The organism is Kordiimonas aquimaris (genome assembly GCF_025574485.1).
Classification (GTDB): domain Bacteria; phylum Pseudomonadota; class Alphaproteobacteria; order Sphingomonadales; family Kordiimonadaceae; genus Kordiimonas; species Kordiimonas aquimaris.
Genome location: NZ_JAOBPO010000003.1, coordinates 79,207 through 105,491, shown reverse-complemented (window position 1 = coordinate 105,491; position 26,285 = coordinate 79,207). Strand labels below are relative to the sequence as shown.

Sequence of the window (26,285 nt, the reverse complement as noted above, 5' to 3'; positions counted from 1 at the left end):
GGTACTAAATCTGAAATAGGAGTTAGGCGTGAACACATATTCTAATATTGAATTTTCTATTGAAAATCATATTGCAAAAATCACGCTTAATCGACCTGAAAGGTTAAATGCTCTTTCAGATGGATTGAAGGCTGATTTTCTTTCCGCCGTAAGGTTCCTTAACCAAAACCCCGGCTCTGCTCGTGCTTTGTTAATCACTGGCAACGGCCGTGCTTTCTGCGCTGGTGCAGACTTGGGCGATGGAATAGTTGACATGAAAAAGGTTGACCTCGCTGAAAGCCTTATCAGTGATTATCATCCTATGTTGCTGGAATTGGCTAATCTTGAAATACCAGTTGTTTCTGCTGTCAATGGCATTGCCGCCGGTGCCGGTATGAGCATTGCTATTTCTGCTGACATTGTCGTTGCCGCACGCTCTGCGTACTTTCTACAAGCGTTTGTTAATATTGGTCTTGTTCCAGATTCTGGTAGTACCTATCTTCTACCTCGCCTTATTGGTAATGCGCGTGCCAATGCAATGATGATGCTTGGAGAAAAAGTAACGGCGGAAACGGCACTGAACTGGGGTATGATAGCAGAAGTGGTGGATGATGAAGACTTGAATGAAAGGTCTCATATTATTGTTTCTAAACTTGCAGCGGGACCAACGCAGGCGCTTTCAGGTATTCGTCAACTTATGGCGGGATCAATGAAAAACAATTATGCTGAGCAGCTTCAAATGGAAGCCGTTGTTCAAAGAAGGATGGGGGCAAGTAATGATTGTATTGAAGGCATTTCGGCCTTCTTGCAGAAACGCCCTGCCCAATTTACCGGTAAATAATGAAAGCTTTCGTCATAACTTTCATGTTTCCATGAAATAGCCACTTTTCATTTCCATCTAGTGTCGTTAAACATAGTCATGTTTGTGAACAAATTGGCAACAAATGAGATTTTCAGTGGTTAATCCTTTAGCTATAATCGGTCGCGTTTTCATTGCTGCATTAGCTGAAGTCGGTAACTTGTCTCAATTTGCTGCCAATGCTGTCAGTCATATTATTCGTCCACCATTTTATTGGCGCCTTACGCTGCAACAAATGTGGCTTATTGGGTATAATAGTCTTCCAGTAGTAGGTCTCACGGCTTTGTTTACCGGCGCAGCACTTGCACAACAAATTTTTGTTGGCGGTAGCCGCTTTAATGCAGAGTCAGTGGTGCCGGGCGTTGTCGTGATTGCTATTGTACGCGAGCTTGGGCCCGTTTTAGGCGGTTTAATGGTAGCCGGTCGTGTTTCAAGCGCCATGGCTGCTGAATTAGGTACGATGCGCGTTACGGAACAAATTGATGCACTGACAACGCTCTCGACTGACCCTATAAAATATCTGGTAGTGCCGCGTCTGATTGCTGCGGTTGCTACTTTGCCTCTTCTCGTACTCATCGCTAACATTATTGGTGTTCTTGGTGGGTTTCTAATCGGTACTGAAAGACTTGGGCTCAATGCAGGAACATACTTGAAAGTTACAACGGACTTTCTTGAGCAAGCTGATGTCATTTCATCGCTTGTGAAGGCTGCAGTATTTGGATTTATCATTGCCCTGATGGGTAGCTACCACGGCTATAAAAGTAGTGGCGGCGCGCAGGGTGTTGGTAAAGCAACCACTAATGCCGTTGTTTCTGCTTTCATCATGATACTGTTAGCAAACTTGATCATCACGGTTATCGTTTTTGGGAGTGTAGGTTAATGGCAACTCCCATGATTTCTCTGTCTAGTGTTACCAAGTCTTTTGGTAATAAAGCTGTGCTTAACGGTGTCGATTTCTCAGTTGAAAAAGGCAAATCACTAGTCATTATCGGTGGTTCAGGTACCGGAAAATCCGTAACATTGAAGTGTATTCTCGGTTTGCTAAAAGCAGACGAAGGCGCCATTTATGTAGACGGAACAGATATAGTACGTTTGTCCAATAGCGAACGAAAGCAGGTTTTAACGCGCTTTGGTATGCTGTTTCAGAGCGCTGCTCTTTTCGATAGTATTTCGGTTTGGGAAAATGTTGCTTTTGGGCTTATTCAGGGCAAAGGCCTAAACAAGAAAGATGCAAAAGAGATAGCAATTGAAAAGCTGAGGCGTGTTGGTTTGTCCCCTGATGTTGGCTTGCTCTCTCCTTCTGAGTTGTCAGGCGGCATGCAAAAGCGTGTTGGCCTCGCCCGTGCAATAGCAACTGAGCCGGAAATTATCTTTTTTGATGAGCCCACAACCGGGCTTGACCCCATTATGGCAGATATCATAAATGATTTAATTGTTGAATGTGTCCAAGACTTGGGTGCCACCACATTGTCAATCACACACGATATGGCCAGTGCACGTAAAATAGCTGACAAAATTGCGATGCTCTATAACGGAAAAATTATATGGCATGGTGACAAGTCACAAATCGACACGTCTGGTAACGAGTATGTCGAACAATTTATCCATGGGCGTGCACAAGGCCCAATTGAAATGGAATTGTTGAAGCGCTGATGGCAAAACCGCAAAAAACATTCGCGTGTGCCAATTGCGGCTGTGTATATACAAAATGGCAAGGTAAATGTGACGACTGCAATGACTGGAACACCATTTCAGAACAAACAGCCGCTGTATCTGGCGCGCCCAAAGGTCTAAGTAAACAAAAGGGTTCTACTGTATCGCTTGTTTCGCTTAATGAACCTGTCGTTAATGCACCACGTACCCTCTCGGGTATCTCTGAGTTTGATCGCGCTTTAGGGGGTGGTTTTGTTGCTGGTAGTGCGGTGCTTATTGGCGGCGACCCTGGTATTGGTAAATCAACGTTACTGCTACAAGCTATGGCGGCACTTGCCTTAAAGGGCGAAGACTGTGTTTACTTTTCTGGCGAAGAAGCGACAGCCCAAATTCAAATGCGGGCCGACAGACTCGGCCTTAGTAAAGCGCCGCTTAAGCTTGGTAGCGAAACCAGCCTTCGCAATATATTAACAACTCTTGATAACGGCCCTGCTCCGAAGGCTGTTGTAATCGATTCGATACAAACTCTCTTTGCTGACCATGTTGAAGCAGCCCCAGGTACGGTAAGTCAAGTACGTGTGTGTGCGCACGAACTGATCAGTTTTGCCAAACGTCGTGGTATCATTGTTCTTATTGTTGGCCATGTGACTAAAGATGGTCAAATTGCCGGACCGCGCGTGCTTGAGCATATGGTCGACACCGTTTTGTATTTTGAAGGCGATCGTGGCCATCAATTCCGCATTCTACGTGCTGTTAAAAATCGATTTGGCGGAACAGATGAAATCGGCGTTTTTGAAATGACTGGCCTTGGCTTGCAAGAAGTGACTAACCCGTCTGAACTTTTCTTGGCAGATCATAACACGCGTGAACCTGGCACAGCTGTGTTTGCCGGAATCGAAGGTTCGCGACCATTACTTGTTGAAATTCAAGCGCTTGTAGCTAGATCAAGTGCAGCAAATCCACGCCGCGCAGTTGTTGGGTGGGATTCGGGTCGGTTAGCCATGGTTTTAGCGGTTCTTGATGCACGTGGTGGTTTAGGGCTTTCGGGTTGTGATGTTTATCTGAACGTTGCTGGAGGTCTCAAAATATCGGAACCTGCGGCAGATCTGGCCGTTGCAGCTGCTTTAATGTCCAGCCTGTCACAATCTGCTTTGCCGCAAGAAACTGTCGTTTTCGGGGAAATAAGTCTTTCAGGCGATGTCAGAAGCGTATCGCAAACTGAAAACAGACTAAAAGAAGCAACCAAGCTTGGGTTTGCTCGCGCTATCATGCCAAAAGCAAAAAAGACAGGAAGCCACGGAATTAAGCCACAAACCGTTGCTAGGGTTGGTGAACTTGTCGAACACTTCTTTCCTGACGCGTGATAGACTGTCGGTAGAAGCAAAGGGATATTGTTATGGATGTGACAACCACTCTTACAGCATTTGATATTGCAGTTATTATTGTAATTGGTCTTTCCGTAGTAATGGCATTTGGTCGCGGCTTCGCGACAGTCGCACTCAGTTTGCTTGCATGGTTTGCCACGATTTTCGGCGTTGTCACGCTCGGAGAATTGCTGACTCCGTATTTACGCAACTATGTTGAGCCGAACTGGTTAGCAGACACGCTTACATACGCAGTCTTGTTTATTGGCGGCTTGATTTTGTTAAAGTGGATTGCAGGTTTGATTGGCGGTATGATTAAAAACAGCCCTGTGGGATTTTTAGATCGTTCTCTTGGTGCTCTTTTTGGTCTTCTACGCGGGATGGTTCTCGTCTCGGCCGTTTATTTTGGTTTCGTAAAACTGTTTCCAGGAGATGAACCTGATTGGATCAGTAAAGCCGAGACAAAACCATTGGTCGCATGGGGTGCTGAAATGCTTAGTACATTAGCAGCAGAGGCGCTTGGTAAAGATCCTGACGAATTTGGTGCTGAATATCTCAAAAGGGCAGAAGAAGCTGTTCCCAATCAGTTCATTAATGACATGCTTGAAGAACAGGCAGCTAAGTACATTGAACAGCAACGTGATAAACTTGATGAGCTTGTCGAAGACGTTGACAATCCTGACTTTTAGGTCAAGTTTCTGAAAGAAAAAATACTTATATCCTCTAGGCACAGCCCCTCATAAGCGATATAGGATGTGAACTTAAGCTATCAAATTTGACGCTTACGCAGGGTTGGTTTCATGAATGACTTAATACACGGTTTTTCACATCCATTCGATGATGATAAATTGCGCGAAGAATGTGGCGTTTTTGGCCTGTATGGCAGCCTTGATGCTTCAGCGCATACAGCATTGGGTTTACATGCTTTACAGCATCGTGGTCAGGAAGCGGCTGGCATAACTGCGTTTGACGGTGATAATTTTCATACTAAACGTGTTTTAGGTCATGTTGCCGATAATTTTACTAGCCAGGATGTAATAGATAGCCTTCCGGGTTATGCAGCTATAGGGCACACGCGTTATTCAACGACAGGTGATACCCTGCTCCGAAATTGCCAGCCTCTTTTTGCTGAGTTTTCCTTTGGTGGCTTAGCGGTTGCTCACAATGGCAACATCACAAACGCGATGCATGTCAGGAAGTCCCTGGTCCAGCGCGGTTCTATTTTTCAGTCAACGTCAGATTCTGAAGTAATTATTCACCTGATAGCAATGAGCAGGTTTCGCACATTGCTTGATCGTTTCACTGATACATTACGCCAACTAGAAGGTGCCTACTCCTTAGTTTCTTTAACGAAAGAAGGTATGATTGGTGTTCGTGACCCGCTTGGTGTTCGACCATTAGTTCTCGGCAAGCTTGATGATGCGTACATACTGTGCTCTGAAACATGCGCGCTTGATATCATCGGCGCTGATTATATTCGAGATGTTGAACCAGGCGAGCTCGTTGTTATCACCAAAGATGGTATAAAAAGTTATAGGCCTTTTCCTGATGAGAAACCGCGGCCTTGCATCTTTGAGCATGTGTATTTTTCTCGGCCTGACAGTTACTTGGATCATATGAGTGTATATGAAGTACGTAAGCGTATTGGCGCTGAGCTTGCGCGAGAAGACCCTATTGAAGCAGATTTGGTAATTCCAGTCCCCGATTCAGGCACGCCAGCCGCAATTGGTTATGCGCAAGAATCAGGTATTCCATTTGAGCTTGGCATTATAAGAAATCACTATGTTGGTCGCACTTTTATTGAACCAAGTGACCAAATTCGACACCTCGGAGTTAAGCTTAAACTTAATGCCAATCGATGGAACATTAAAGGCAAGCGAATCATTCTGGTTGACGACTCTATTGTTCGCGGCACCACTTCGATGAAGATCGTAACGATGATGCGAGAAGCAGGAGCAACTGCTGTACACATGCGTATTGCATCGCCGCCAACAGCGCATAGTTGCTTTTACGGCGTAGATACGCCCGAGCGAAAAAAGCTTCTGGCTGCACGTATGGGAATTGAAGCAATGCAAGAACATATCAATGCTGATAGCTTGTCATTTGTTTCCATTGATGGTCTATACCGCGCTGTCAATCAACCAAATGGCCGTGATGCAAAATCTCCAGCATTTTGTGATGCTTGTTTCACAGGTGATTATCCCACATTTTTAACCGATCAGTCTTCCGATGATGTCGACGCCAGTCAACTGGATATGATTACGCCTATTAACGCGTAACAGGAGCAAACTATATGTCTAATCAACTTGAAGGCAGACTTGCCTTAGTAACAGGTGCGTCTCGTGGCATTGGCCGTGCGGTTGCTATCGAATTGGCAAAGCAAGGCGCAGATATCATTGCTGTGGCAAGACCACGCTCCCAAGCCGCTCTTGAATCATTAGATGATGAAATTCAAGCGTTAGGTCGCAAGTGCACGTTGGTTCCATTTGATATTAAAGACTTTGCTGCAATTGATCGATTAGGCGCTTCTATTTTTGAACGCTGGGGAAAACTTGATATATTTGTTGGTAATGCTGCAATTTTAGGCCCTATTTCGCCGCTTGGTCATATTCCACCAAAAGATTTCCAAATGCTGTTAGATATTAATGTTACAGCAAATTGGCGATTTATTCGCTCACTTGATCCTTTGTTAAAAGCAAGCGAAGCTGGGCGTGCAATTTTTGTAACATCAGGTAGCACAGGTAAATCCAAAGCATTTTGGGGCGGTTACATGATGACAAAAGCAGCAGTTGAGAATTTGGCCTTAACGTATTCAAACGAAAATAACATTAACAATATCAATACTAATATTGTTAACCCTGGTCCTATTAAAACAGATATGCGCGCTAAAGCCGTTCCCGGTGAAGACCCTGACGAATTACCTAAACCTGAAGAGATAGCTAAGCTGTTTGCTGAGCTTGCTTCTCCCACATGCGAAAAAAACGGTGAGATTATTAATTTTTATGAATGGTCAGGCCGCTAACTGACTGTGAAATTAGTTCACGTCAGATTTGTTGTATGTAGCCAGTAACATATTCACCGCATTTGAGACGGTTATCTTACTGTCGTTTAAGTTGGTTTTTACATGACTAATTTTTTCTATTATGTCTTTATTTCGGTAAAAATCTTCCAGTAAGCGTTCTTGTACATGTGTTTTTAGCCAAGTTAGTCGTTGCGTTTGCCGCCGTATCACACGTGCGCCGTTATTAGTCATGATACGCCGGTGTTTTTCTATGTGGTTCCATAATTCAGGGACGCCTGTACCTGTTAAACCGGAACAAACTACAACAGGCGGATGCCAGTCAGGGTTGGCATCGCTCATAATATGTAATGCTGATTTGTAACTATTTACTGCCTGTTTAATTTTCTTTTCAAAAACATCGGCTTTGTTAACAGCCACCATGTCTGCAAGCTCAAGTATTCCTTTCTTTATACCTTGCAATTCGTCCCCTGCACCAGGCAACATCAAGACAAGGAAGAAATCAACCATATCAGAAACCATCGTCTCAGACTGCCCGGTACCAACTGTTTCAACAATAACAGTGTCGAAGCCTGCAGCTTCAAGGATCACAATCGTTTCTCTAGTTGCTCTAGCAACGCCACCAAGTACGCCAGCACTGGGACTTGGTCTAATGAAGGCATTTTGGTCCGCTGACAGCTTATCCATTCGCGTTTTATCACCAAGGATAGAGCCACCGGTGCGTCCGCTGGAAGGATCAACAGCCAAAACTGCTACTTTATGGTTATCGCCTGTCAGCATTGAACCAAGCGATTCAATGAAGGTTGATTTACCAACACCGGGAACACCCGAAATGCCAACACGCTGACTGTTGCCGGCAAAAGGCAGTAATAGGTGCAACAGCTGTTGTGCTTCTTGTTGATGTTGGGCGTTGCGGCTTTCAATTAATGTGATTGCGCGACCAATATAAGCGCGATCACATGAACGAACTCCCTCAAAAAGGTCTTTTACTGAGGGCCGTGTATTCACTTGTTTAACTTCCGGCATAGCCAAGTCGTTCGTTGAGTTTCCCGACTAGTTCTATTGCCGCATCTGTAATTACAGTACCTGGAGGGAAAATTGCTTCCGCTCCAGCAGAATACAACGCATCGTAATCCTGTGGTGGAATAACACCGCCAACAATAACCATGACATCAGGGCGTCCTAGTTTCTGCAGTTCCGCCCTCAATGCCGGCACAAGTGACAGATGCCCTGCCGCTAAGGATGATACACCAATAACATGCACATCATTTTCAATGCCTTGTCGTGCAACTTCTTCTGGCGTTTGAAATAGCGGTCCAATATCAACATCAAACCCAAGGTCAGCATAGCCGGATGCTACAACTTTCTGCCCGCGATCGTGGCCGTCTTGACCCATTTTCGCGATTAGGATGCGGGGACGCCTACCATCATTAACCTCAAATGCATCAACAAGTTGAAGCACTTCATCGACTTTTTCTGACTTGCCAACTTCCTGTTTATACACGCCTGTTATCGCCTTAATCTCTGCTTTGTGGCGACCATAAACCTTTTCCAATGCGTCTGATATCTCGCCAACAGTAGCTTTAGCACGCGCTGCATCAACAGCTAGTGCCAATAAATTCCCAGAACCAGTATCTGCTGATTTTGTAAGAGCATCAAGTGTTTGACTGACTTCAGAATCATTGCGTTCTGCTTTTAGGCGTTTGAGTTTTTCTAACTGGGACGTTCGCACAGCTGTATTATCAACCTTCAAAACATCGATTTCTTCAGTCTCATCTAATTGATATTTGTTTACGCCTACAACGGTTTGACGGCCGCTATCAATTCGTGCCTGCGTTCTAGCTGCTGCATCTTCAATACGCAGTTTTGGTATACCAGCTTCGATAGCTTTTGCCATACCACCTTCGGCTTCAACCTCTTGTATATGCCCCCATGCTTTTGCTGCAAGATCAGCTGTAAGCTTCTCAACATAATAACTGCCGCCCCAAGGATCTATAATGTCAGTTGTTCCCGTTTCCTGCTGAATGAACAACTGAGTATTGCGTGCAATACGTGCAGAAAAGTCCGTAGGAAGAGCAAGCGCTTCATCAAGTGCATTTGTATGCAGGCTCTGCGTATGCCCATGTGCAGCTGCCATTGCTTCAATGCATGTCCGTGGTACATTGTTGAAAACGTCCTGCGCTGTTAATGACCACCCAGATGTTTGGCAATGTGTGCGTAGAGACAAGGACTTTTCGCTTTTTGGATCAAACTGTTTAACAAGTTTTGCCCATAAAAGACGACCTGCCCGCATTTTGGCAACTTCCATGAAATAATTCATGCCGATCGCCCAAAAAAAGCTAAGCCGCGGCGCAAAAGTATCAACATTCATACCAGCAGCAACACCGGCACGAATGTATTCCACGCCATCAGCCAAAGTGTAGGCTAGTTCGAGGTCAGCTGTCGCTCCGGCTTCTTGCATATGATAGCCAGAAATCGAAATACTGTTAAATTTAGGCATGTTTTTGGATGTGTAAGCGAAAATATCCGAGATTATTCGCATTGATGGTTTAGGTGGATAAATATAGGTATTACGCACCATAAACTCTTTCAGGATATCATTTTGAATTGTACCAGAAAGCTTTTCAGGGCTCACTCCCTGCTCTTCTGCTGCTACAATGTAAAGTGCAAGAATGGGCAATACGGCACCGTTCATCGTCATGGAAACAGACATTTGATCAAGCGGAATACGATCAAAAAGAGTACGCATGTCATAAATGCTATCGATAGCAACACCCGCCATTCCAACATCGCCAGAAACACGTGGATGGTCGCTGTCATAACCGCGGTGTGTAGCCAAATCAAACGCAACAGAAAGCCCCTTTTGACCGGCGGCAAGATTCCGCCGATAGAAAGCGTTTGAATCTTCCGCAGTTGAGAAACCTGCGTATTGCCGAATGGTCCATGGGCGTGTTGCATACATCGTAGGGTATGGTCCGCGCACATATGGTGCAGCTCCAGGATATGTGTCGGTGAAGTCGAGGCTTTCTATATCAGCTGCAGTGTATTGAGGCTGCACAGCGATACCTTCTGGTGTAAGCCATGGTTCAGAAACGTCTGTTTTGGATAAAATCTTTGCATCTGATAGTGCAACTTTCGAAAAGTCAGGGATTTTGCTCATAACATAACTCCTGATTCAGATGTGCCATTGTCAAATGCACTGAATGCCTCTTCTAAAACAGCAACAACATCACAGCCCATATATATCATCGCATCCATACCAGCCTTTGTAAGCTCGGTGCCATCTGGCAGCTTGCCGGCTACATATATGCGCTTAAATCCTGCTTTTTTAAGCGTGCCAACCATTTCAACACCCACTTCCTGGTATTGATGGTCTGATCCACACAGTATGGCAAAGTTATCGGATGACTTTTCTGCTTCATTCAACATTGCTTCTGCTGTGTTAACGCCTGCGCTGCCACTTGCCGCAATACCGCCAGCTTCAAAGAAGTTTTTTGCAAATGTTGCACGCGCTGTAAAATCAGCTGGAGTTCCCAGGTTTGCCAAAAATATGGATGGCCGCTTACCGCTTTCAACTGTGATTTCATCACTCTTGAAACGTAACTTTTCAAACTCCCAAGCTATGCGCTTTAGAACAAGTGGTTGAAGTTGCTCAACAGCCTCAAGTGTTTTTGTTTCTTCGCTTGAATGACCAACAATACCAGTAATAGATTTTTCAGTAATGTCGGGAAACTCGGAAATCCCCGTTATTGCTAGCTTTCGCTTTCTAATATTGACTGCACGCTTGTCAGAGATTGCATTCAGTTTCTTTGAAAACGAACCGTTTCGTAATGCTGAGAGAATACCACCTGCGTTCTCTAATTCTTGGAATTGCTTCCATGCCGTTTCAGTCATTTCATTCGTTAATGTGTCTATTGCATAGGAACCTGCAGCAGGATCCAGAACTTTCGAAAGATTACTTTCTTCCTGAAGAATGATTTGAATATTGCGCGCAATTTTACGTGAAAACTTATTTACTGAACCCAGCATCAAATCATGTGGCAACACAGTTACACTGTCTGCTCCACCAATAGTAGCGCCAAAACAGGCTGCAGTACCACGGAGTATATTGACCCAAGGGTCTTTCATACTGAATTGATGTAATGCGGAAACCGCATTTATTCGTGGTGTGATATCCGTTACACCGCAAGCGGACATTACCTGATTCCAAAGCTGTCTAAGCGCACGGAATTTTGAAATTGTTTGCCACAAGCTTGTGCTAGCAGACATTGTGAACTGTATGTGTTTCGCAGCTATTGCTAGCTCTAGACCTTGCTTCTCCATGCTACGCAAGTATGTTACAGCAGTTGACAAGCAAGCGGACAGCTCCTGAACTTCCCCTGCTCCAGCGTTACTATACACAGTACCGTCAGCTACAAACGTAGAAACATTTGGCCAGCTTTGTGCAAATTGCTCAGCTACTTTGGCACCTGCTGATATTGCTTCTTCAGCTCTTGTATTGAGATACCCGAAACGAGCTAGCGCACCAATTGGATCAACACCCAATAGACCATTAATATCTAGCTGCTTGTATTCCCGGTCTTTTAACAACTTATCCATAGCAGTAGCAGCGGGAGCAAAGTCTACACCTTGGATAAGAGTGAATGGCAACATGTCTAAATAAACATCTTCAAACGCAGTGGATAAGCTATTTGGCGATATGCCGTGTATGCCAGTCTCATCAACTGTAATAGCCACAGCAGAAGCGCCCCGGCTCAAGTCTTCCAAAATTTCAGTATTGACGGTTGATGCGTCATTTCCCCAATGAGGTGAGACTATCGCCCATTCGCCGTACTCGCGTATGGATTGACTTCTAATTTTCGATGTTTCGCGTGTGTACAGTGCGTCAACAATAATATCATCATACGTGTGATACTGCATGGCGCGTTCAAATGGTTTTCCGCGTAGAACTTTCTCAACGGATGACCGCCAATCGACGTGAGAGCCCCCAGAAAAACCCTCCATGAATTTGATAGGAAAATCAGACATGCCAACCCCTAAGGCTTAAGGCAGTTTATTTGCTGCCTAGAAGATACAAATTACGATACGGTTTAAAGAGTTATACCGCATTGATCAAGCGTAGGGTTGCACCTATCAGAAACAAGCCAAAGAGAATACTCAACACTTTGTGTGGCAACCAATGCGCTGCTTTTGCTCCAAACGGCGCAGTTATAACGGCAGCTAAACTTACAATTATGGCAGAGGGGCCATGAATAAAACCTAACATGCCATCTGGCATACCTTCTATACCTTGGCCTGAAATGATATACCCAATTGTGCCAGCAAAACTCAGCACCAAACCAATTACAGAGGCCGTACCAACAGCACGGCGAATTGGAATATTGTACAAGGTCATATAAGGGACAGAGAAACTCCCTCCCCCTATGCCCATTACAGATGAGAAAAAGCCAATTAAAGTGGGGTTTGAAAAACGAAAAACACCTGATGGTAATGAACTGCCAAGTTTCCATTTATCAATGGGCAGAAGCATCTTTATGGCAAGAAATGCGGCAAGCGTGGCAAAAAAGTAAACCAGCTCAGTCGTTTTCAAGTATGTTGCAAAATAACTTCCTGATACTGCGCCAATGACAATTGTAAACCACCAGGTTTTCACAACGTTCCAATCGACGGCTTCTTTTTTATTGTGAGCCCATGCGCTTGAGCAATTTGTCGCAACAATGATTGCTAACGAAGTGCCTATGGCTGCATGCATGCGCCACTCAAAGGGTACCTCAAGCTTGGTAAACACAATGAATAATGCTGGAATAGTAACAATGCCGCCACCAATACCCAATAATCCAGCAAGAAAACCAGCAATACCCCCCGCAATTATTAGAGGTAGAGCATTGATGATAATATCCACAGGTCACTCCTCGTTTGTTGTTTTTCTTATGCTTTTCATATTCGGCCACGCATTATGATTATGGTCGTTATTTATCTAACTTGAGACTTATGACTTGGAAACATAAAAGCCACCACATAAAATGTGATGGCTTTATTATGGTCGGGAAGACAGGATTTGAACCTGCGACCCCTACACCCCCAGTGTAGTGCGCTACCAGGCTGCGCTACTTCCCGAAATAGATATTCAACAGAGCGGCGCACTATAACCGCGTGAAATTTCTCACGCAATAGGTCTATTTGAAATCTATGCTCATGCTGAATGTGAAATCAATTAAAGGCTGCTTCGTAATTTTTTAAGCTTTAATACTGCAGATTGAACAGCGGAAAGATCGTGCTTATCCTGATTTGATTCAGGTGCAAAAGTTTCTACAATTGGTTCCAAAGTTGTGTTTTCAGAAGCTGTTACATGTTCAATTGTTGCCTTCAGCCCTTGAGCTTTGAAAAGCTTTTGAACACCGCGAATAGTATAGCCTTCTGTATGTAGTAACCGTTTGATAACAGTTAATAAAACAACATCATCAGGGCGATAATATCGACGATTACCACCACGCTTTAGAGGTTTAATTTGATTAAACTTACTTTCCCAAAAACGAAGTACATGTTGTGGCAGGTCAAGTTCCTCCGCAACTTCCGAAATTGTTCGGAAGGCATCGCGGCTTTTACTACCGCGGGAACGTGTATCATCTCCCATAGCGTTCATCAGGCATTACTCCAACGACTATGCGTTGATACGGTCTTTCATTACTTGGCTTGGTCGAAATACCAATACACGACGCGGGTCAATTGGCACTTCTTGGCCAGTTTTAGGATTGCGCCCCATACGACCATTTTTCTGGCGAACAAGAAAACTACCGAACGAAGATATTTTCACATTCTCACCGGAAACCAAGCATGACGCTACTTCCTCAAGAACAGACTCAACTAATTCAGCTGATTCGTTCCTTGAAAGGCCAATTTCTTCATAAATTGCTTCGGTAAGGTCTGCGCGCGTTAATGTTGTGCTGCTCACATGCACCCCCTTCTATATAATGAATTGAGAACCAAACCTTATGCCCGTGTGCCTCACGAGTCAATAATTCAGAGAAATTCAATACTCAAAAAACTCATTATATAAATAACTTAGCGCGGCTTTTTGAATCAATACAGGAGGTAATGCTCTGCAACTAACTATCGTCGCCTTTTGCTAATGGGACAATCTCATCACCAATCGCGATTTCTTGTAAGTCTTCACCAATCAGTTTCACAAGGTCGTTTTGAGCCATATCAATAGCTGAAGTTACTGCAGACGAAAACCCATGTGCATTTGCACTACCATGGCTTTTCATTACAAGACCATTGAGGCCAAGAAATACACCACCATTATGATTGTTAGGATCCATATGATCTCTCAGCGACTTAAGTCCCTGACTTGCAAAGAAATAACCGATTTTAGTAAATAGCGTTGATCGAAATGCACGGCCGAGCAAATCTGCCATCAATCTTGCAGTGCCCTCAACTGTTTTCAAAGCTACATTGCCTGTAAAGCCGTCTGTAACCACGACATCTACAGCGCCAGTAGTTATATCGTTTCCTTCAACAAAACCAACGAAGTTTAAAGGTAAATGATCAAAGTCGCGCAACACATCAGCAGCAGCCTTAATACTATCTTTGCCTTTAAGGTCTTCAACGCCAACATTCAGGAGGGCAACTGTAGGCTTTGACAGGCCAAGAACTGTGCGCACATATGCAGCTCCCATAATGGCAAATTGCACTAAATTATTACTGTCGCATTCAACGTTTGCCCCAAGGTCAAGCATAACGCTTTCCCCGCGAATGGTTGGCATTGGTGATATAAGGGCTGGCCTGTCTATACCTGGCATGGTTCGTAGCATAAACTTGGCCAGCGCCATTAGTGCACCGGTATTACCGGCTGAAATGGCAACCTCTGCAGACCCGTCTTTTACGGCCTGAATTGCTAAACCCATTGATGACTGCCGTCCGCGGCGTAGAGCTTGAGAAGGTTTATCATCGCTAGAAACTACAGAATCAGTGTGAAAAACCTCACTCGCTGCTGAAAGTTCTGGATAGGCCGAAAGTAATGGCTGTATCTGTGTTTCATCACCATAAATATGAAATTTAGTGTGCGGAAAAAGCCTGCGCGCATCAGCAATACCATCTATGACCATTTGCGGTGCTTGATCGCCGCCCATTGCATCGACAGCAATTGTAATTTTTTTAGCCACTCACTATTCCCAACCTAAACACCTGCGTGCCCGCCTGCCCCAGACAGCAGCACTATTAACTTTCATCGAACAATATAGAAATTATGTGTTAACTCAAGATTCGTCGTTCAATTTAGACAAAACCGCAAAAGGGTTTGGTTTTTTTTCAAGCTCAGCGTTCACACTAACAGAGCCGTTAGGCACATCTTGAAGCTCAGCATCTGCTGCGCGGGGATACGGATCCATCATAACAGATAAGGTTTGTGCCACAATTTCACCAAGGGCAACTTGTTCACCTTCTAGAGCATCATAGTCAGGCGCATCAGGGTCCAGATAAACTTCATCTTCGTCAAACTGGTTCGCAATTTCTGGCTCAACCAGATTTAATTCAAAATCTTCGTCGATTATCTCATCAACAGGTGCCAAACTCACAATGCACTTCTGCTTTAATTTTGCTGATACATGACCAGACACAATAATTGCATCGCGATCACGTGCTGTAGAAACAGAAATATCAGCAGACAAAAATGCAATTGATACTATTTTAAATCGCTCTGCTAATCCGGATAGTTCGGCTTCACTCGCTTCTACTTTAAAACGTCTTTCGTCTTGATTAATTTCTGAACGAGGTATGCTTAAAGATAAGTCAAATGTCTGTGTCATCTTCGGTCTTCTTATTGCGAAAGAATAAATTATTTAGTTGCTACTGTTGGATTGAAAACATTTTTTGTATGCAGATCATTGATGTTCCAATTATATGATATCAACTGCACAGTATCCAGAGTATATGTGGCCAGTGCACTGGCAGCCTCTTCATTTTCAGTTATATTACGTATAATTACGGCTTTAAGAGATGTTGTTTTATCATCTGAATTCATAGCCTCACTATAGCTTTTCATACACCCTAGAAGAGTCGCGCCAACTTTCTTCATTTCTTTGCCAACGCTCATATCGCCGACACCAAGTTCGCGAAGCGAACGATCCATATCGCTAACGAGTGTTTCCTGCAACATACGGCGGATAACATTGTCACGCGATGCATCAGATAACGCACGATCAACAATAAAAAGATGAAGAAGGATTAGAGAAAACCTGCCGTCAATTGTATCTTCGATACTGTATGGCGGTTGATAAAGCACAGGTTTGCGCGCTTGATCGACCAATTGTTTATAAAGTAAATGAACTTCCTGCTTCATTCGGCGCTTGTCTCGAAATGACTTAAATAGCCCTTTCATAAGAGTGTCCTCTTCTTGCCATAAAGTTATCGAAAAAATGAATAGATCACTGTTATTGTGTGCAATATAGTGCACGCTCTAACACGGAGCCTTGCGCTAGGCAATGCTGGCGGTTATTAAGGCTTTGTTGTGTATTTAGTTAAGGACGCTATCACTATGACTGCATCAGTATTAAATGTAACTCTTAAAGCCTCTGTTATGATGGCTGCAGGTCTGGCTTTAAGTGCTTGTGGTGATGGTCGGGCTGTACGAGGTTATGTTTTCGACCCTCAGCTTGCAGACGCTATTCAACCAGGTGTTGATAATCGCATTTCTGTGGAGTCAACTCTCGGCACTCCCACAATTAAAGCAACTTTTGATGATTCAACATGGTATTACGTTTCAACGCAGGTTCGTATCCGGCCCGTATTTTGGCCAGACCCGAAAGAGCATCGTGTATTAGTTGTTGGATTTAATGACCGCGGGGTTGTGTCTTCCGTGAATAATCTTGGTCTTGAAGATATGCGTGAGATTGAACCAGTTGGTGATAAAACGCCAACCAAAGGACGCCGCCTTAACTTCTTTGAACAGATATTTGGTAGTATTGGCCGCTTCTCCGGTCAGGCCCCTACAGGTTCTGGCGAGAACCGAGGACCTAACGGTTAGAATTATAAGTCAACCAATAGAATAGAATCAAAAAAGCCCCGGCGTACCGGGGCTTTTCTTTTGTTATGTCACGAATTTAGTGCGCGAGTACTGCAAGCAGTAACAATGCAACAATATTTGTGATCTTAATCATCGGATTAACGGCTGGACCAGCTGTATCCTTGTATGGATCACCAACTGTATCACCAGTTACTGCAGCTTTATGAGCTTCAGAACCTTTACCGCCATGATTACCGTCTTCGATGTATTTCTTGGCGTTATCCCATGCACCACCACCAGCAGTCATTGAGATTGCGACAAACAAGCCACCTACCAAAACACCAACAAGCAATGCGCCAAGAGCCGCAAAACCAGCAGCCTGACCAGCAACAGCTGTTATTACATAGTAAACAATGATCGGAGCCAAAATTGGTAGAAGGCTTGGAACGATCATCTCACGGATTGCGGCTTTAGTCAGTAAGTCCACAGAACGTGCGTAATCAGGTTTTGACGTACCTTCCATGATGCCTGGATTGTTGCGGAACTGCTCGCGCACTTCTTCAACAACAGCACCACCTGCACGGCCAACTGCGGTCATGCCCATCGATGCAAACAGATAAGGCAACATTGCCCCCATAAACAGACCAACGATGACATATGGATTTGCAAGATTAAAATCTACATCCAGGTGACCAAAGTATTTCTCAAGGTCGGCAGTGTATGCACCGAATAGTACAAGTGCAGCCAAGCCAGCAGAACCGATAGCGTATCCTTTGGTTACCGCTTTAGTAGTGTTGCCAACAGCATCGAGTGCGTCTGTACGATCGCGTACTTCATCATCAAGGCCAGCCATTTCAGCAATGCCACCAGCATTGTCTGTAACTGGGCCGTATGCATCAAGCGCAACAACCATACCAGCTAAAGCAAGCATAGCAGTTGCTGCAAAGCCAAGGCCAATAACACCAGCTAGCTGGTAAGCAATAATGATACCTGCACAGATAACAATTGTTGGCAGTGCCGTTGATTCAAGTGATATCGCGAGGCCTTGAATAACATTGGTGCCGTGACCTGTTTCCGATGCTTTGGCGATTGATTTTACAGGGCGGAATTCAGTGCCTGTATAATATTCAGTCAACCAAATGATGATACCTGTCACGACAAGACCAACAAGACCACAGTAATAGAGCGTCTCGCCTGAGAATACAGCACCTGCAGCAGTGAATGTTTTGTTCATGTCACCACCAAGCGCGTATTCCATCGCAAACCACATGGCACCAGCTGACAATACAGCCGTTACGATAAAGCCTTTGTACAACGCACCCATAATTGAATTGCTGCTGCCAAGCTTCACAAAGAATGTTCCGATAATTGATGTAATAATACATACGCCGCCAATGATCAGCGGTAATGACATAATTTCAGCAGCGCCTGTTCCAATAAACAACGCGGCAAGCACCATAGTAGCACCAATGGTCACAACATATGTTTCAAACAGATCGGCTGCCATACCAGCACAATCACCAACATTGTCACCAACATTGTCAGCAATCACGGCCGGGTTACGCGGATCATCTTCTGGAATACCAGCTTCAACCTTACCAACAAGGTCTGCGCCCACATCAGCACCTTTAGTGAAGATACCACCGCCAAGTCGTGCAAAAATTGAAATCAAAGACGCACCAAAGCCAAGCGCAACTAGTCCCTCAATAACAATACTGTCGGTTGGGGCAATGCCTATTGGTCCAATCAAAACTGCATAGAAACCAGCAATAGCCAACAAAGCTAAGCCTGCAACCAGCATGCCTGTTACGGCACCTGAACGAAAAGCCATTGTAAGCCCTTCTTGTAGGCCGGTACGCGCAGCTTCCGTTGTTCGCACATTGGCTTTCACAGAAATCAGCATGCCGATGTAACCAGCCACGCCAGACAATACTGCACCAATGACAAATCCAATTGCAGATGTCGCACTAAGCAAGAAGAAAATAGCAATAGTTACAACAACGCCAACAACAGCAATTGTCCGGTACTGCCTATTCAAATAAGCTTGCGCTCCGTCCTGGATTGCGGCTGCGATTTCTTGCATTTTTTCGTTACCGGCACTTGCTGATAAAATAGCACCGCGTGTTACTATGCCATAAATAACGGCAATAACGCCGCAAGCGATGGCAGCGTATAATACATTCATGGGAAATCCTCCCCCTAAAAACCTAAATTACAGGCGTTTTAACTGGTGATACTCCCCACCAACCAGTTTGCCCCTTTGCATAATTCCCTAAAGAACCACGAAAATACTCTAGAAAGCAAAAACGATGGTTGCAAGCGAGATTCACATCATCAGACATAAAGCATTGGACAATGTGTGTTTTTCTAGAAAACTAAATGATGTAATTCATTAATTGGGTATGCGAAGCGCTTCGATAACGGAAACATCAGCTACAATGTTACCAGAAAGAACCTCGTTAGCCTTTTTCTTGAGTACAACCGCTGTTTTCTCCAGATCCAGTTGTTGACTAGATCCTTCCCGCATTAGATCAGCCTTGCTGATAGCAGAGATAAAAGCGTGTTGAAGTTGTGGCTCAGACCTTCTTACTGCAATGAAGTCTTCGTCACTTTTCACAAGTACGTCGATATTGATAAAAAAGTTACCAATAAAGCGCGAAGAACCACTGGCGCTGGAGTAAATAGGAACAGTCAGGCGCTCGAAACGAATGGCTTGTAAGGGGACTGTTTCTTCTTTTTTTTCAGCAGCTATTTCTTCTTCTGTCGAAGTATTTGCTGCATTATTGGATGCATAGAAATAGGCAACAGCACCGCCAATAGCCAACCCTCCAAGTAATCCAATTAAGAGCAGGCCTTTTGCCGAACCGCCAGTTTCAGTATCTATTTCTTTATTGTCTGCAGCCATCTTGCGTCCCCGAGTCAAAAGTGTTTGAACCCCCGATGGTCAACCTGCACAGGTTCTCCCATTGAATCAAGTAGCTGAATGTTTTTTTCGGTAGTCATATGTCCGATTTTACTAATATTTAGGCCGCTTGATTTTGATAACTCATCAATTTCCATGCAATGTTTTTTATCTGCAGTAAATACAACTTGATAATCATCGCCGCCAGACCAAATCAAAGCCTTATGCTCGGGAAATTCTTCCAAAAATTGATTCGCAAGTACAGAAACCGGCAGCAAATCGCTTTTGATGATACATCCGAGATTAGAAGACTCACAAATATGACCAATATCTGCGAGAAGCCCGTCCGAAACATCGGCTGAAGCTGACGCGATGGAGGTAAAAGAATTTTGTACGCCGATTGGCGGATTTGGTCTCAAGTATCGTTCTATAAGATTTGAATATTTATCGCCTGAATTCTCTTTAATGCATACTAATCCTAAAGCTGCTTCACCCAAGTATCCCGTTACATAAATATCATCTTGATCATGTGCACCGCTGCGTTTGATCATTTGTTCTGCCGGAACGTGCCCGGCCATTGTTACACTGATCATTATGTTGGTACCATCATGCGTTGTTGTATCACCGCCTGCTAATAAGCAACCAAAATCTGTTTGTGCATGCCCTAGCCCTATAGCGAATTCAGTAAACCATTCCTCAGTAATTGTTTTAGGCAAAGCTAATCCTAGCCAATAAAGGTCTGGCGTTGCGCCTTTGGCTATACAGTCTGAAACATTAACGGCAATAGCTTTGTAAGCGATGGCGTCAACAGGATCATGTGAATGAAAATGCGTGCCTTCGACGATTATGTCTTTAGTAACGATGCTATCGAAGCCAGTTTTAGCGGGAATACAAGCAGCATCATCGCTTAAGTTAAGCGAGAATTTGCCCGCGAGTGGAGCAAAGTATCGTTTGATTAGCTCAAACTCTCCGCTCATACTTTCCTCAGTTAAAATGCTATGTTTGTGATCATTTGGTTTGTCCAGATTACTGGCGCACGTCTTTCGATAGTTTATCAAGAATACTATTGATAAATGACGCTTCTGCACGTTCGTAAAAACCATGCGTTACATCGACATACTCATTAATCACAACTGCTGCAGGTACGTCAATACGAGCAACCAGTTCATAAGAACCTGCACATAGAGTAGCCAGTAATATCTTATCTAGCCGATCAAATGACCACTCTTTCGATAAGTATGGCTCAATCAGGTCGCGCCATTCCTGGCGTCGTTCCCATGACCCTTTTAATATATCTGAAAACAATTCCGCATCAGCATCAACAAATTGCTCACCTTCTAATTCGGCACCCAATCTGTGGTCGATATACTCTTTAGTAACTAACTCAAGTTTGGGTTCGTCGGCCATTAGTAGTTGATAGTGAGCTTGAACTACAGCCAAACGTGCCGCACTGCGTGGGCCGCCCTGTTTGTTTTGCTTGTTTCGTTGCTGCGCCATAATTAAGCCCCATACTGGGCTTTTAGCCCAGCCATGCGTAGCGCAGCATTTGCTGCATCAGCGCCTTTATTTTTTTGTTTCCGGTCACTACGCGCCCAAGCCTGGTCATGATTTTCTACAGTCAACACGCCGTTGCCAACAGGTAATAACTCTTTAAAGGCCAAATCCTGTAATGCACGTGCACTTTCACCGCATACATAGTCATAGTGCGTTGTTTCACCGCGAATTACACACCCAAGTGCCACATATCCATCATATTTAGTGATCGTACCTTTTGCTGCCATTGCAATAGCAGCTGGTATTTCCAGAGCGCCAGGCACATCAGTTCTATCCCAAGTTCCACCTGCCTGCTCAATTGCCTCAATGGCACCGGCAGCAAGCTCGTCTGCAAGGTCACTATAAAACCGCGCTTCGACGATAAGAATATGGGGTTTTGCCATGAATGGCTCCGATCAATTAATTACTGTACGAATATCAACACTCAATATTTTGGCTCTTCTACACCGCCTCTGCGCAGTGCTTCAAGAGCCAATATCGTGAATCATGAGTAATATGTTATATTTGTATTTATAAACTCATCTTTAGGCGTGAAACATAGCGCGCCAATACATCAAACTCGATATTAACCTTGTCACCTAACTGGCAAGAACGAAAACTTGTTACGTTTTGCGTATGTGGAATTAGATTTATCGAAAACTCACATTCTTCCGGCCTGTCGGTTACTGCATTTACAGTAAGAGAGGCGCCGTTGATAGTAATGCTCCCCTTTTTTGCAATTAGGTGCTTGTGTTCGCTTGATACTGCAACATTAAGTGTAATTGATTCCCCCAAACGATCAAAACGGGTAATTTTTCCAACACAATCAACATGTCCTGTAACGATATGACCACCGAGCTCGTCGCCTAACTTTAAAGAACGTTCAAGGTTGACCTCATGGCCTTTTTGCCAAGAGTTAACGGTCGTAACACTGATTGTCTTTGCTGATACATCTGCACCAAAATAGTCAGTGCCTTTATCTACAACAGTAAGGCACACACCGTTGCATGCTATTGAAGCTCCAATATCAACAGATGAAAGATCGTAACCTGTCTCAAAGACAAATTGCTTGTCGGTTGCACCCTCAATGCTGCGAATTCGCCCAACGTCAGTAATAATTCCAGTGAACATAGCTTTAGCTCTATTTTATGTTTCGGTACGTCGTAAGTACATCCGGACCAAGGTTTCTTGTGGTTTCTATCACGAAAGATGGGTCAGCTATATATCTTTCAAGGCTTAAACCTTGAATAGCATTAATCCCATCTTCTCCAATTATTGTTGGCGCACGAAATATAGCATGTTGATCGATTAATTTAGCTCGTGCAAATGAGGCAGCAATTTGTGCCCCCCCTTCAATCATCACAGATGTAAATCCGAAATTCGCAAGTAAGGCTGAAACTTCTCGCATGTCTCGTGTTGAACGCACATTCAATATCTCGACGCCACAAGCACTGAATGCATCAACATTATTATTAACTTCAGTGACAATAACGGTTTTGATTTCATCTGCTGTTTGAACCACTTGTGCTGTAAGGGGTGTTTGTAGATTAGTATCAAGTATGATGCGAATGGGGCTTTTGCTCTCAAGACCATTAACACGGCATGATAACATTGGATTATCCGCCAACACAGTATTTACGCCTACCAAAATTCCATCATGTTTTGCGCGCATCATATGCCCAAATTGGCGTGCTTCTGGGCCGGTAATCCATTTACTGTCACCATTTGCCTTAGCAATTTTACCATCATTTGAAACAGCAAGTTTAAGAGTGAATGTTGGTCGGTTTTCAGTAGCCTTCAATACAAAGCCAAGGTGAAAAGCTTCCGCATCCTGAGATAAAATATTTTCTGTTACATTAATTCCAGCTTGACGCAGCATATTAATACCGGAACCGTTTACCCGTTCATCTGGGTCACGCATAGCAACAACAACACGGCCTATCTCTGCCTTGATCAAAGCCTCAGCGCACGGAGGGGTCACTCCATAATGTGAACATGGCTCCAGCGTTACATATGCTGTTGCCCCTTTCGCTTGGTCATCAGCTTGCTGTAACGCTTTTGCTTCGGCATGTGGTCGCCCACTTGGCTGTGTCCAGCCACGACCAACAACAACGTTGTCTTTAACTATAATGCAGCCAACAGAAGGGTTAGGTGAAACATTGCCCTGCCCGCGAGCACCAAGGCCTAGAGCAGCCTGCATCCAGTCATTGTCGCTTTTGTTGGACGTAAGAGAGTGATCAGTCGTCTTCAAATTCCCTGCCTTCAGGACCAGACATCTTACCTAAGAACTTCTCAAAATCTGAAGCTTCACGGAAATTACGATATACAGAGGCATAACGCACATAAGCCACCTGATCGAGACTATCCAGGCCTTCCATAACCAAATGGCCTATCTGATCAGATTCAATTTCATTGTCACCCATAGATTCAAGACGCCTTACGATACCGTTTATCATGCGCTCTACTTGACCTGGGTCAACCGGCCTCTTGCGCAGTGCTATATCAAGTGAACGCTCAAGCTTTTCACGCTCAAATGGAACTTTACGCCCTGTTTTTTTAACAACAACCAGCTCTCGCAATTGAACGCGTTCAAATGTTGTGAATCTTGCACCGCACCCAGCGCAGTACCGCCGCCGCCTGATAGCCGCTTTATCTTCGGACGGGCGACTGTCCTTCACTTGAGTATCTTCGTTCTGGCAAAACGGACAACGCATGAATTATAGCCCCCTAATCCCTAAATATTGTATGCAGGCGATCTTCTGATCGCACATATATGTAACCTGTCGATCAGCCGGCGTAAATGGGGAACTTGTCACATAAAACGGCAACGTCTCTGCGAACTTGTTCCTCTGCTGCTCCATTGTCCTCAGGATTAGCGGCCAGCCCATCAATAACAGTGGTTATCATGTCTGCAATTTTTTCGAATTCTGCTTCACCAAAACCACGTGTGGTACCTGCCGGCGTTCCAAGACGAATGCCAGAAGTGATAAATGGTTTCTCAGGGTCAAATGGAACACCGTTTTTATTACAAGTCATGAATGCACGTTCAAGCGCTTCATCAGCGGCTTTCCCTGTAATTCCTTTAGGGCGTAGATCAACCAGAACAACATGCGTGTCTGTACCATCAGAAACAATATCGAAACCATTTTGCTGTAAGCGTGCAGCCAACGTTCGCGCATTGATAACAACTTGCTCTGCATATTTTTTAAATTCGGGTTGCAATGCTTCTCCGAATGCAACGGCTTTAGCTGCAATAACATGCATCAATGGGCCACCTTGAAGTCCGGGAAAAACAGCAGAGTTAATCTTTTTAGCAATAGCTTCGTCGTTAGTCAAAACCATACCGCCTCGAGGCCCACGCAATGTTTTATGTGTCGTCGTTGTGACAACATCAGCATAGTCGAGTGGGTTGTCGTGAATGCCACCGGCAACAAGGCCAGCAAAGTGTGCCATATCAACCATGAAAATCGCACCAACACTGTCGGCAATTTCGCGAAAGCGTGCAAAGTTAATTGCACGAGGATAAGCAGAGCCACCAGCGATTATTAGGCGTGGTTTATGTTCTTTCGCCATTGCCGCAACTTCATCATAGTCAATTAAGGCATCTTCTTTGCGGACACCGTATTGAACGGCATTGAACCATTTGCCTGACTGCGCTGGTTTTGCACCGTGTGTCAAGTGGCCCCCAGCATCCAGTGACATACCCATAATGGTGTCACCTGGTGTGGTCAAAGCCAGCATTACGGCGCCGTTTGCTTGTGCGCCGGAATGAGGTTGAACATTTACAAAATCTGCATTGAATAACTGTTTGGCACGATCAATCGCCAATTCTTCAGAAATATCAACATGGTGGCAACCCTGATAATAACGACGTCCCGGATATCCTTCCGCATACTTATTTGTAAGTACAGAACCTTGGGCTTCTAGTACAGCGCGGCTTACAATGTTTTCAGATGCGATAAGCTCAATTTGACTTTGCTGTCTCTTTAATTCGCCATCAAGCGACTGTTTCAGTATAGGATCTGTATCACCTAAGCTTGCAGTAAAAAAACCTTCTTGTGCAAAGTTGCTCATAATAATCGCTTTCTTTGGATCGTTTTAGATAAAGAATTAAGAACTCAATTTAGAAACGCGCCTAGCATGGCGACCACCTTCAAAAGGTGTATTTAAAAACTCAGATAAACAATCTAACGCGGTATCAACACCGGTTAGTCGTGCCCCCAGCGCCAATACATTTACATCATTATGTTGCCGTGCGAGGCGCGCCATCAAACCAGAATGACAAAGCGCTGCTCTAACAGATTCATTTCTATTCGCAGCAATTGATATTCCAATGCCAGAACCACAGACCAAAACGCCTCGGTTTGCCTTGCCCCCAGCAATTGCTTCGCCCATGGCTATGCCATAATCTGGATAGTCAACAGAATCGGTGGAGTTTGTACCAAGGTCCAAAACTTCAAAACCGAGGTTTTCAAGTTTACCCTTTAATACTTCTTTTAATGAAAAACCTGCATGATCGCTGGCTATTGCAATGATTTCATTCGCCATTTCCGTAATTCCCCAGCACTGACTAGTGTCTTTTTTGGACATAGCCAATTATGCATTTTTACTTGGCAGCGTGATATCATACTCCCTTACGCAACCCAAGTGTCTATTGAGAAATTACTCAAGCAAAATTCATTCACGAAGCTGAATAAGGCATCATAGCTAGGTAGTCGTTTTTATATGACAATGCACTGCAGTAATAAGATGCTTAAACTTCAATGCCGCGACGTGGTGTTTGCCCACTATCTTGTTTAGACATTACGTATTTTAGCTTTTTAACGGCAAGCGCTTTAAGTGCGGCATTGCCCGCCCTTGGATCACCGACAATAGATACTTCTCTACCCGTATCCTCGCATACAGCAGATACTTTTATGAAGTTACCCTGGGGTATCATTTCAACTATTATTCGAGTAGGAACTGGCATGTAC

At 44.3% G+C, this 26,285-nt stretch carries 28 protein-coding genes and 1 tRNA gene; 8 read left to right on the top strand and 21 right to left on the bottom strand.

Translation table 11 applies throughout. The annotated features are described in order from the left end of the window. Nucleotides 1-28: 28 nt before the first annotated feature. The 7 genes from OEU88_RS10205 to OEU88_RS10175 all read left to right on the top strand — a co-directional run bounded on the left by OEU88_RS10205 (nucleotide 29) and on the right by OEU88_RS10175 (nucleotide 6,877). Nucleotides 29-820: an enoyl-CoA hydratase-related protein gene (locus OEU88_RS10205; RefSeq protein ID WP_262695068.1), complete on the top strand. Its 792-nt coding sequence runs from the start codon at nucleotides 29-31 to the stop codon at nucleotides 818-820. A 103-nt stretch (nucleotides 821-923) separates the two neighbouring features. Beyond that, complete coding sequence (locus OEU88_RS10200; protein ID WP_394805253.1) at nucleotides 924-1,718, top strand: MlaE family ABC transporter permease; 795 nt, start codon at nucleotides 924-926, stop codon at nucleotides 1,716-1,718. Beyond that, a complete protein-coding gene (locus OEU88_RS10195) occupies nucleotides 1,718-2,491 on the top strand; it encodes an ABC transporter ATP-binding protein (protein ID WP_262695066.1) in 774 nt (257 codons plus the stop codon). Before OEU88_RS10200 ends, OEU88_RS10195 begins: the two co-directional genes overlap by 1 nt. Then, nucleotides 2,491-3,855 carry a DNA repair protein RadA gene (radA, locus tag OEU88_RS10190; protein WP_262695065.1) on the top strand — a complete coding sequence of 455 codons (1,365 nt, stop codon included), beginning with the start codon at nucleotides 2,491-2,493 and terminating at the stop codon, nucleotides 3,853-3,855. Before OEU88_RS10195 ends, radA begins: the two co-directional genes overlap by 1 nt. A 32-nt stretch (nucleotides 3,856-3,887) precedes the next feature. Then, nucleotides 3,888-4,544 carry a CvpA family protein gene (locus OEU88_RS10185; protein ID WP_262695064.1) on the top strand — a complete coding sequence of 219 codons (657 nt, stop codon included), beginning with the start codon at nucleotides 3,888-3,890 and terminating at the stop codon, nucleotides 4,542-4,544. Nucleotides 4,545-4,655: 111 nt separating this feature from the next. Next, nucleotides 4,656-6,134, top strand: a complete 1,479-nt coding sequence (gene purF / locus OEU88_RS10180) for an amidophosphoribosyltransferase (RefSeq protein WP_262695063.1) — start codon at nucleotides 4,656-4,658, stop codon at nucleotides 6,132-6,134. Nucleotides 6,135-6,148: 14 nt separating this feature from the next. After that, nucleotides 6,149-6,877, top strand: coding sequence for an SDR family NAD(P)-dependent oxidoreductase (locus OEU88_RS10175; RefSeq protein WP_262695062.1), 729 nt, complete (start codon nucleotides 6,149-6,151; stop codon nucleotides 6,875-6,877). A gap of 12 nt (nucleotides 6,878-6,889) precedes the next feature. Here OEU88_RS10175 and meaB read toward each other — a convergent pair whose 3' ends face one another. The 10 genes from meaB to OEU88_RS10125 form a co-directional block, all read right to left on the bottom strand. Beyond that, complete coding sequence (gene meaB / locus OEU88_RS10170) at nucleotides 6,890-7,900, bottom strand: methylmalonyl Co-A mutase-associated GTPase MeaB (RefSeq protein ID WP_262695061.1); 1,011 nt, start codon at nucleotides 7,898-7,900, stop codon at nucleotides 6,890-6,892. Next, on the bottom strand, nucleotides 7,887-10,034 hold the full coding sequence (gene scpA / locus OEU88_RS10165) for a methylmalonyl-CoA mutase (protein ID WP_262695060.1): 2,148 nt from the start codon (nucleotides 10,032-10,034) through the stop codon (nucleotides 7,887-7,889). The genes meaB and scpA overlap by 14 nt, the downstream gene beginning before the upstream one ends. Continuing rightward, complete coding sequence (locus OEU88_RS10160; RefSeq protein WP_262695059.1) at nucleotides 10,031-11,902, bottom strand: methylmalonyl-CoA mutase subunit beta; 1,872 nt, start codon at nucleotides 11,900-11,902, stop codon at nucleotides 10,031-10,033. The genes scpA and OEU88_RS10160 overlap by 4 nt, the downstream gene beginning before the upstream one ends. A gap of 70 nt (nucleotides 11,903-11,972) precedes the next feature. Then, nucleotides 11,973-12,776, bottom strand: a complete 804-nt coding sequence (locus tag OEU88_RS10155; RefSeq protein ID WP_262695058.1) for a sulfite exporter TauE/SafE family protein — start codon at nucleotides 12,774-12,776, stop codon at nucleotides 11,973-11,975. A gap of 138 nt (nucleotides 12,777-12,914) precedes the next feature. Further along, a tRNA-Pro gene (locus OEU88_RS10150) sits at nucleotides 12,915-12,991 on the bottom strand. Between the two features lie 97 nt (nucleotides 12,992-13,088). Continuing rightward, nucleotides 13,089-13,517 carry a MerR family transcriptional regulator gene (locus tag OEU88_RS10145; RefSeq protein WP_262695057.1) on the bottom strand — a complete coding sequence of 143 codons (429 nt, stop codon included), beginning with the start codon at nucleotides 13,515-13,517 and terminating at the stop codon, nucleotides 13,089-13,091. Between the two features lie 18 nt (nucleotides 13,518-13,535). After that, complete coding sequence (locus OEU88_RS10140; RefSeq protein ID WP_262695056.1) at nucleotides 13,536-13,826, bottom strand: integration host factor subunit alpha; 291 nt, start codon at nucleotides 13,824-13,826, stop codon at nucleotides 13,536-13,538. 154 nt (nucleotides 13,827-13,980) lie between these two features. Beyond that, on the bottom strand, nucleotides 13,981-15,039 hold the full coding sequence (plsX, locus tag OEU88_RS10135; RefSeq protein WP_262695054.1) for a phosphate acyltransferase PlsX: 1,059 nt from the start codon (nucleotides 15,037-15,039) through the stop codon (nucleotides 13,981-13,983). Between the two features lie 93 nt (nucleotides 15,040-15,132). Next, nucleotides 15,133-15,681 carry a YceD family protein gene (locus OEU88_RS10130; RefSeq protein ID WP_262695053.1) on the bottom strand — a complete coding sequence of 183 codons (549 nt, stop codon included), beginning with the start codon at nucleotides 15,679-15,681 and terminating at the stop codon, nucleotides 15,133-15,135. A gap of 29 nt (nucleotides 15,682-15,710) precedes the next feature. Continuing rightward, the gene (locus OEU88_RS10125) at nucleotides 15,711-16,253 is read right to left on the bottom strand and encodes a ubiquinol-cytochrome C chaperone family protein (protein ID WP_262695052.1); all 543 of its coding nucleotides are present in this window, start codon (nucleotides 16,251-16,253) and stop codon (nucleotides 15,711-15,713) included. A gap of 156 nt (nucleotides 16,254-16,409) precedes the next feature. On the opposite strand from OEU88_RS10125, the gene OEU88_RS10120 reads away from it, so the two are divergent. Next, nucleotides 16,410-16,898: an outer membrane protein assembly factor BamE gene (locus OEU88_RS10120; RefSeq protein WP_262695051.1), complete on the top strand. Its 489-nt coding sequence runs from the start codon at nucleotides 16,410-16,412 to the stop codon at nucleotides 16,896-16,898. 76 nt (nucleotides 16,899-16,974) lie between these two features. Here OEU88_RS10120 and OEU88_RS10115 read toward each other — a convergent pair whose 3' ends face one another. The 11 genes from OEU88_RS10115 to OEU88_RS10065 form a co-directional block, all read right to left on the bottom strand. Continuing rightward, nucleotides 16,975-19,062 (bottom strand): sodium-translocating pyrophosphatase, encoded by a 2,088-nt coding sequence (locus OEU88_RS10115; protein ID WP_262695050.1) that lies wholly within the window; start codon nucleotides 19,060-19,062, stop codon nucleotides 16,975-16,977. A 207-nt stretch (nucleotides 19,063-19,269) separates the two neighbouring features. Then, on the bottom strand, nucleotides 19,270-19,782 hold the full coding sequence (locus OEU88_RS10110; protein WP_262695049.1) for a hypothetical protein: 513 nt from the start codon (nucleotides 19,780-19,782) through the stop codon (nucleotides 19,270-19,272). Nucleotides 19,783-19,796: 14 nt separating this feature from the next. After that, on the bottom strand, nucleotides 19,797-20,756 hold the full coding sequence (gene thiL, locus OEU88_RS10105; protein WP_262695048.1) for a thiamine-phosphate kinase: 960 nt from the start codon (nucleotides 20,754-20,756) through the stop codon (nucleotides 19,797-19,799). A 49-nt stretch (nucleotides 20,757-20,805) separates the two neighbouring features. After that, on the bottom strand, nucleotides 20,806-21,276 hold the full coding sequence (gene nusB, locus OEU88_RS10100) for a transcription antitermination factor NusB (RefSeq protein WP_262695047.1): 471 nt from the start codon (nucleotides 21,274-21,276) through the stop codon (nucleotides 20,806-20,808). Nucleotides 21,277-21,278: 2 nt separating this feature from the next. After that, a complete protein-coding gene (locus OEU88_RS10095; RefSeq protein ID WP_262695046.1) occupies nucleotides 21,279-21,716 on the bottom strand; it encodes a 6,7-dimethyl-8-ribityllumazine synthase in 438 nt (145 codons plus the stop codon). A gap of 127 nt (nucleotides 21,717-21,843) precedes the next feature. Further along, nucleotides 21,844-22,443: a riboflavin synthase gene (locus tag OEU88_RS10090; protein ID WP_262695045.1), complete on the bottom strand. Its 600-nt coding sequence runs from the start codon at nucleotides 22,441-22,443 to the stop codon at nucleotides 21,844-21,846. Between the two features lie 10 nt (nucleotides 22,444-22,453). Continuing rightward, nucleotides 22,454-23,563, bottom strand: a complete 1,110-nt coding sequence (ribD, locus tag OEU88_RS10085; protein ID WP_262695044.1) for a bifunctional diaminohydroxyphosphoribosylaminopyrimidine deaminase/5-amino-6-(5-phosphoribosylamino)uracil reductase RibD — start codon at nucleotides 23,561-23,563, stop codon at nucleotides 22,454-22,456. Then, complete coding sequence (gene nrdR, locus OEU88_RS10080; protein WP_262695043.1) at nucleotides 23,550-24,026, bottom strand: transcriptional regulator NrdR; 477 nt, start codon at nucleotides 24,024-24,026, stop codon at nucleotides 23,550-23,552. The genes ribD and nrdR overlap by 14 nt, the downstream gene beginning before the upstream one ends. A 73-nt stretch (nucleotides 24,027-24,099) precedes the next feature. Beyond that, complete coding sequence (gene glyA / locus OEU88_RS10075) at nucleotides 24,100-25,386, bottom strand: serine hydroxymethyltransferase (RefSeq protein WP_262695042.1); 1,287 nt, start codon at nucleotides 25,384-25,386, stop codon at nucleotides 24,100-24,102. 36 nt (nucleotides 25,387-25,422) lie between these two features. Further along, nucleotides 25,423-25,860: a ribose 5-phosphate isomerase B gene (gene rpiB, locus OEU88_RS10070; RefSeq protein WP_262695041.1), complete on the bottom strand. Its 438-nt coding sequence runs from the start codon at nucleotides 25,858-25,860 to the stop codon at nucleotides 25,423-25,425. A 205-nt stretch (nucleotides 25,861-26,065) separates the two neighbouring features. Further along, complete coding sequence (locus tag OEU88_RS10065; protein WP_262695040.1) at nucleotides 26,066-26,281, bottom strand: DUF6898 family protein; 216 nt, start codon at nucleotides 26,279-26,281, stop codon at nucleotides 26,066-26,068. Between the last annotated feature and the right edge of the window lie 4 nt (nucleotides 26,282-26,285).

Bases quoted from the DNA above. Each gene is read 5' to 3' on its own strand.
- OEU88_RS10200 (WP_394805253.1), top strand. From the start codon at position 924: ATGAGATTTTCAGTGGTTAATCCTTTAGCTATAATCGGTCGCGTTTTC.
- OEU88_RS10195 (WP_262695066.1), top strand. From the start codon at position 1,718: ATGGCAACTCCCATGATTTCTCTGTCTAGTGTTACCAAGTCTTTTGGT.
- radA (WP_262695065.1), top strand. From the start codon at position 2,491: ATGGCAAAACCGCAAAAAACATTCGCGTGTGCCAATTGCGGCTGTGTA.
- OEU88_RS10185 (WP_262695064.1), top strand. From the start codon at position 3,888: ATGGATGTGACAACCACTCTTACAGCATTTGATATTGCAGTTATTATT.
- purF (WP_262695063.1), top strand. From the start codon at position 4,656: ATGAATGACTTAATACACGGTTTTTCACATCCATTCGATGATGATAAA.
- OEU88_RS10175 (WP_262695062.1), top strand. From the start codon at position 6,149: ATGTCTAATCAACTTGAAGGCAGACTTGCCTTAGTAACAGGTGCGTCT.
- meaB (WP_262695061.1), bottom strand. From the start codon at position 7,900: ATGCCGGAAGTTAAACAAGTGAATACACGGCCCTCAGTAAAAGACCTT.
- scpA (WP_262695060.1), bottom strand. From the start codon at position 10,034: ATGAGCAAAATCCCTGACTTTTCGAAAGTTGCACTATCAGATGCAAAG.
- OEU88_RS10160 (WP_262695059.1), bottom strand. From the start codon at position 11,902: ATGTCTGATTTTCCTATCAAATTCATGGAGGGTTTTTCTGGGGGCTCT.
- OEU88_RS10145 (WP_262695057.1), bottom strand. From the start codon at position 13,517: ATGAACGCTATGGGAGATGATACACGTTCCCGCGGTAGTAAAAGCCGC.
- OEU88_RS10130 (WP_262695053.1), bottom strand. From the start codon at position 15,681: ATGACACAGACATTTGACTTATCTTTAAGCATACCTCGTTCAGAAATT.
- OEU88_RS10125 (WP_262695052.1), bottom strand. From the start codon at position 16,253: ATGAAAGGGCTATTTAAGTCATTTCGAGACAAGCGCCGAATGAAGCAG.
- OEU88_RS10120 (WP_262695051.1), top strand. From the start codon at position 16,410: ATGACTGCATCAGTATTAAATGTAACTCTTAAAGCCTCTGTTATGATG.
- OEU88_RS10115 (WP_262695050.1), bottom strand. From the start codon at position 19,062: ATGAATGTATTATACGCTGCCATCGCTTGCGGCGTTATTGCCGTTATT.
- OEU88_RS10110 (WP_262695049.1), bottom strand. From the start codon at position 19,782: ATGGCTGCAGACAATAAAGAAATAGATACTGAAACTGGCGGTTCGGCA.
- thiL (WP_262695048.1), bottom strand. From the start codon at position 20,756: ATGAGCGGAGAGTTTGAGCTAATCAAACGATACTTTGCTCCACTCGCG.
- nusB (WP_262695047.1), bottom strand. From the start codon at position 21,276: ATGGCGCAGCAACGAAACAAGCAAAACAAACAGGGCGGCCCACGCAGT.
- OEU88_RS10095 (WP_262695046.1), bottom strand. From the start codon at position 21,716: ATGGCAAAACCCCATATTCTTATCGTCGAAGCGCGGTTTTATAGTGAC.
- OEU88_RS10090 (WP_262695045.1), bottom strand. From the start codon at position 22,443: ATGTTCACTGGAATTATTACTGACGTTGGGCGAATTCGCAGCATTGAG.
- nrdR (WP_262695043.1), bottom strand. From the start codon at position 24,026: ATGCGTTGTCCGTTTTGCCAGAACGAAGATACTCAAGTGAAGGACAGT.
- glyA (WP_262695042.1), bottom strand. From the start codon at position 25,386: ATGAGCAACTTTGCACAAGAAGGTTTTTTTACTGCAAGCTTAGGTGAT.
- rpiB (WP_262695041.1), bottom strand. From the start codon at position 25,860: ATGGCGAATGAAATCATTGCAATAGCCAGCGATCATGCAGGTTTTTCA.
- OEU88_RS10065 (WP_262695040.1), bottom strand. From the start codon at position 26,281: ATGCCAGTTCCTACTCGAATAATAGTTGAAATGATACCCCAGGGTAAC.